Raw genomic sequence first — 4,560 nt, 5'->3', positions numbered from 1 at the left:
TGGTGCATGCCGATGCCAAAGGCTCGTTATCTGTTTATAATCAAAGCAATTTTAAAGGATTCGAAGGTGGTTGTATGCTGGATCGCGAAGGCTTTCGCCCGAACGTCGGCATCATCCTCTTGAACGCGCACAACGAGGTGTTTTGGGGCAAGCGGCTGCGTGAACATTCCTGGCAGTTTCCGCAAGGGGGCATCAAGTACGGCGAGACCCCTTTGCAGGCCATGTATCGGGAGTTGCACGAAGAAACCGGCCTGCGCCCGGAACACGTCAAGATCATCGGTCGCACGCGCGACTGGTTGCGCTATGAGGTGCCGGACAAGTTCATCAAGCGCGAAGTACGCGGCCACTACCGCGGTCAGAAACAGATTTGGTTTCTGCTTCGCATGGTCGGCCGCGACTGCGACATCTGCCTGCGCGCCACCGACCATCCGGAATTCGACGCTTGGCGGTGGAACGAGTACTGGGTGCCGCTCGATGCGGTCATCGAGTTCAAGCGGGATGTCTATCAATTGGCGTTGACGGAGCTGTCGCGCTTTCTGCGCCGCACCGTGCCGCGCACGGAAAAGCCTCGCGGCCCGCATCACGGCCACCGGTATCCGCGCGTGTCGCCGTCGGCGCACATGCCGGAACCGAACGGCGCGATCATGCATGGGCCCGACGAAGAGACAGAGGCGCCGCCCTACCCGGCGTCCACCCTGATTCTGCCCGGCTGAGCGGCCGGCCCGGCAGCGGCGCCGGCCCCCTGCGGGATGGCGCTCGCCGTCGGACCGATTGCCGCCTGTGGCCCCCTTTCCGCTCGTGCCGCGCGCCTACGCCCGTGTGCATCCACATGTAATGCACGCGAGCGCATGCGTGAGCGCTATCATTCGGTTCTTCGAATCTTTGCGCCCCTCACCGAGGTACCCATATTGAAAGCGATCGTTCTCGCGCTGACCTGCCTGGCCGGCGGCGCCATGCTGGCCGGCTGCTCGCATTTGCCTCCCAATCCGAAAGACGACCCCACGTTCAAATACTTGCTCGACCGCCAAGGCGAGTGGACCGAGAACAAGGTCGAGACGCTGCCGCCGCTGCCGCGGGACGAAAATTTGATTCCGTTCGATGTCTCGCAAAACACGCCGCTGCATTTCGCGGTCGACGCGAAGTCGATCACCGTGGGTACCGACGGCGTCGTGCGTTACACGGTCGTCATCACGAGCCCGAGCGGCGCGCATAACGTCAACTACGAGGGCATTCGCTGCGACAACTACGAATGGCGGCTCTACGGCGGGCTGAACGCGGATCACGACGGCTGGGACCGGACGGTCGCGAACGACTGGAAGCGCATCGAAAACGGCGAACTCAATGCCTATCATGCGGCGCTCTATCAGGATTATTTCTGCTCGAGCAAGATGCCGACCGGCACGGCCAAGACGATCGTCGAGAATTTGCGCATGCATCGCGTTGCTTCGTCGCTGACGCACTAGCTCGAATCGCCCGCATCGCCAAGGCGGCTCGGCAGCCGCCACCACGGCCTGATGACGCGCGCATCCATTGAAACAAGAAGGCCCGCATCGCGAGATGCGGGCCTTTCCGTTTGCCGCGCCAACAGGCCGGGTGCGCAGCCGCGTAGCGCCGCGCTCAGACGACGACGAGGTTGTCTCGGTGAATGAGTTCCGGCTCGAGCATGTAGCCGAGGATCGATTCGATGTCGATGCTCGCACGGCGCGCAATCCGCTTGGTTTCCGCGCTGGTGTAGTTAGTCAGTCCGCGCGCCACCTCCCGCCCGGCCCTGTTCAAGCAAGCAATCACTTCACCGCGGGCGAACACGCCTTGCACCTCGAGAACCCCGATCGGCAAGAGACTCTTGCCCCCGACTGTCACCTTCTCGACCGCGCCATCGTCGATGACGACATGCCCGCGCACCTGCAAATGATCGGCCATCCACTGCTTGCGCGCCGCAAGACGCGCCGTCCGGGCGATCAACTGTGTGCCGATGGGCTCTCCCTCGGCGAGTCGCGTCAGCACGTCGGCCTCGCGACCGCTCGCCACGACCGTATTCGCCCCGCTGCCAGCCGCTCGTTTGGCAGCGAGAATCTTCGTCAGCATGCCGCCACGGCCAATCGCGGAACCGGCGCCGCCGGCCATCGCCTCGAGCTCGGGCGCGCCCGCATCGGCCTCGCGCACGAGCTCCGCTGAAGGATCCTTGCGCGGATCGGCGGTAAACAAGCCCTGCTGATCGGTGAGGATGATCAGCGCGTCACCTTCGATCAGATTCGCAACCAGCGCCCCAAGCGTATCGTTGTCGCCGAATTTGATCTCATCGGTAACGACGGTGTCGTTCTCGTTGATGATCGGCACGACGCCGAGGCGCAGCAGCGTGAGCAGCGTCGAGCGCGCGTTCAGGTAGCGTTCGCGGTCGGCCAAATCGGCGTGGGTGAGCAGAATTTGCGCGGTGCGGATGCCGTATTCGCCGAACTGGCTCTCGTAGACTTGCGCGAGCCCCATCTGCCCAACGGCCGCCGCCGCCTGCAGCTCGTCGATCTCACGCGGACGCTTCGCCCACCCGAGACGCTGCATGCCTTCCGCGATTGCCCCCGAACTGACGAGCACGACTTCCTTGCCGCGCTGGCGCAATTGCGCGATCTGGGCCGCCCATCGGCCGATGGCCGCTTGATCGAGCCCGCGGCCTTCGTTCGTCACGAGGCTCGATCCCACTTTGACAACCAACCGCTTCGAATCCGCGATGACAGAGCGCATCGTGCGAAAGTCTCCATGAGTGATCGGTGAACCCGCCGTCAAGCGGCGGTGGGCGCTCGCCCCAATGCGTCGACCTTCAGGCTTGCGGCGGCGCGCTGTCACCGCCCGCCGGCGCGTCTCGGAAGCGCACGTCGGCCGCCAAATCTTCCTCACGCTCGGCGCGATGCGCATCGGAGTGCTCGGACAGGTAGTCGTAGACGGCGTAGCACAGGTTCTCGCAGCCGAGCCCCGTGAGCGCCGAGATCTGGAACACCGGGCCCGTCCACTGGAACCGCTTGAGGAAATCCGCCACGCGCGTTTCGCGCTCGTCCTCGGCGATCATGTCGAGCTTATTGAGCACGAGCCAGCGGGGCTTTTGATAAAGCGCCTCGTCGTACTTGCGCAGTTCCTCGACGATTGCCTTCGCTTCGGCAACGGGGTCGACGGTTTCATCGAACGGGGCGAGATCGACGAGATGCAGCAAGATGCCCGTGCGCTGCAAGTGCCGTAAGAATTGGTGACCGAGCCCCGCGCCTTCGGCCGCGCCCTCGATGAGGCCCGGGATGTCGGCGATCACGAAGCTCTTGCTCGGCCCGACACGAACGACGCCGAGGTTCGGCGCCAGCGTCGTGAACGGATAATCCGCGATCTTCGGTTTGGCGTTCGACACCGACGAGATGAACGTCGATTTTCCGGCATTCGGCATGCCTAGCAAGCCGACGTCGGCCAGTACTTTCAGTTCGAGGCGGAGCATACGGCGCTCGCCGGGCTTGCCCTCGGTCTTTTGGCGCGGCGCCCGGTTCGTACTCGACTTGAAATGCAGGTTGCCCAGACCGCCCGCGCCACCCTGAGCAATGAGCACCGTTTGCTCGTGCTCGGTCAAATCGGCGATGAGCTCGCCCGTATCCATGTCGTTGATGACGGTGCCCACGGGCATGCGCAGGACGATGTCGTCGCCGCCCTTGCCGTAGCAATCGGAGCCGCGGCCGTTTTCGCCGTTGCGCGCCTGGTGCTTCTTCGCGTATCGGTAATCGATCAGCGTGTTGATGTTGCGATCGGCGACGGCGTACACGCTGCCTCCCCGACCGCCGTCCCCGCCGTCGGGGCCACCGAACGGAACGAATTTTTCGCGGCGCATCGACGCGCTGCCGTCGCCGCCGTCGCCGGCGATCACCTCGATCCGCGCTTCGTCAATGAACTTCATGTATCGCTCCGTCCCGTGTTTCCACGATATTTTGCCGCGTGCGGCGCACCTTCACCATCCGGTTGCGCAAAACCTGCGCACAGAAGAAAAAAGGCCCCGCCAACTACGCGGGGCCTTTTTGCTGGGTCGCTCCCGTGTCTGATCGAATTCAGACCGCGGCCGGGACGACGACAACCGTATGCTTCTTGTCCGCGCCCTTCGTCGTGAACTTGACGTGGCCGTCGGTCAATGCGAACAGGGTGTGATCCTTGCCCATGCCGACGTTCTCGCCCGCATGCATGCGCGTGCCGCGTTGGCGCACGATGATGCCGCCGGCGTTGATCGCTTGGCCGCCGTACACCTTGACGCCCAGGCGCTTCGACTCGGAATCGCGACCGTTGCGGGAAGACCCGCCTGCTTTTTTGTGTGCCATTTGATTGCTCCTTACCCGGTGCGCTTACGCGTTGATCGCGTCGATGCGCAGTTCGGTGTAGTTCTGGCGGTGACCTGCGTGCTTCTGGTAGTGCTTCCGGCGACGCATCTTGAAGATCGTCACTTTGGCGTGCCGCCCATGCGATACGACGGTAGCCTTGACGGAAGCCCCACTCACCAGCGGCGTACCGAACTGAATCGATTCGCCTTCGCCTACCGCGAGAACCTGG

Annotated in this window: 6 protein-coding genes; 2 read left to right on the top strand and 4 right to left on the bottom strand. The window is 63.6% G+C overall.

Features of this window, described 5'->3' with window-relative positions:
* The first annotated feature begins 74 nt into the window (after window positions 1–74).
* Both ACTHNR_RS00075 and ACTHNR_RS00070 read left to right on the top strand, forming a co-directional pair.
* Entirely contained in the window at window positions 75–713 is a 639-nt protein-coding gene (locus tag ACTHNR_RS00075) for an RNA pyrophosphohydrolase (RefSeq protein WP_440545336.1), read from the top strand.
* Window positions 714–848: 135 nt separating this feature from the next.
* Window positions 849–1,463, top strand: a complete 615-nt coding sequence (locus tag ACTHNR_RS00070; RefSeq protein WP_440545335.1) for a CNP1-like family protein — start codon at window positions 849–851, stop codon at window positions 1,461–1,463.
* 154 nt (window positions 1,464–1,617) lie between these two features.
* On the opposite strand, the gene proB is transcribed toward ACTHNR_RS00070, so the two are convergent.
* The 4 genes from proB to rplU all read right to left on the bottom strand — a co-directional run.
* On the bottom strand, window positions 1,618–2,736 hold the full coding sequence (proB, locus tag ACTHNR_RS00065) for a glutamate 5-kinase (protein ID WP_440545334.1): 1,119 nt from the start codon (window positions 2,734–2,736) through the stop codon (window positions 1,618–1,620).
* Between the two features lie 76 nt (window positions 2,737–2,812).
* On the bottom strand, window positions 2,813–3,919 hold the full coding sequence (gene cgtA, locus ACTHNR_RS00060) for an Obg family GTPase CgtA (protein ID WP_440545333.1): 1,107 nt from the start codon (window positions 3,917–3,919) through the stop codon (window positions 2,813–2,815).
* Between the two features lie 148 nt (window positions 3,920–4,067).
* Window positions 4,068–4,331 (bottom strand): 50S ribosomal protein L27, encoded by a 264-nt coding sequence (gene rpmA / locus ACTHNR_RS00055; protein WP_440545332.1) that lies wholly within the window; start codon window positions 4,329–4,331, stop codon window positions 4,068–4,070.
* 24 nt (window positions 4,332–4,355) lie between these two features.
* The coding region (gene rplU / locus ACTHNR_RS00050; RefSeq protein WP_440545331.1) for a 50S ribosomal protein L21 at window positions 4,356–4,560 on the bottom strand (205 nt) is incomplete at its 5' end.

Origin of the sequence: Trinickia sp. (genome assembly GCF_051954495.1) — a bacterium.
Taxonomy (GTDB): domain Bacteria; phylum Pseudomonadota; class Gammaproteobacteria; order Burkholderiales; family Burkholderiaceae; genus Trinickia.
Note: the sequence above shows the minus strand (reverse complement) of the source record. Positions and strands in the feature narration are given on the sequence as shown.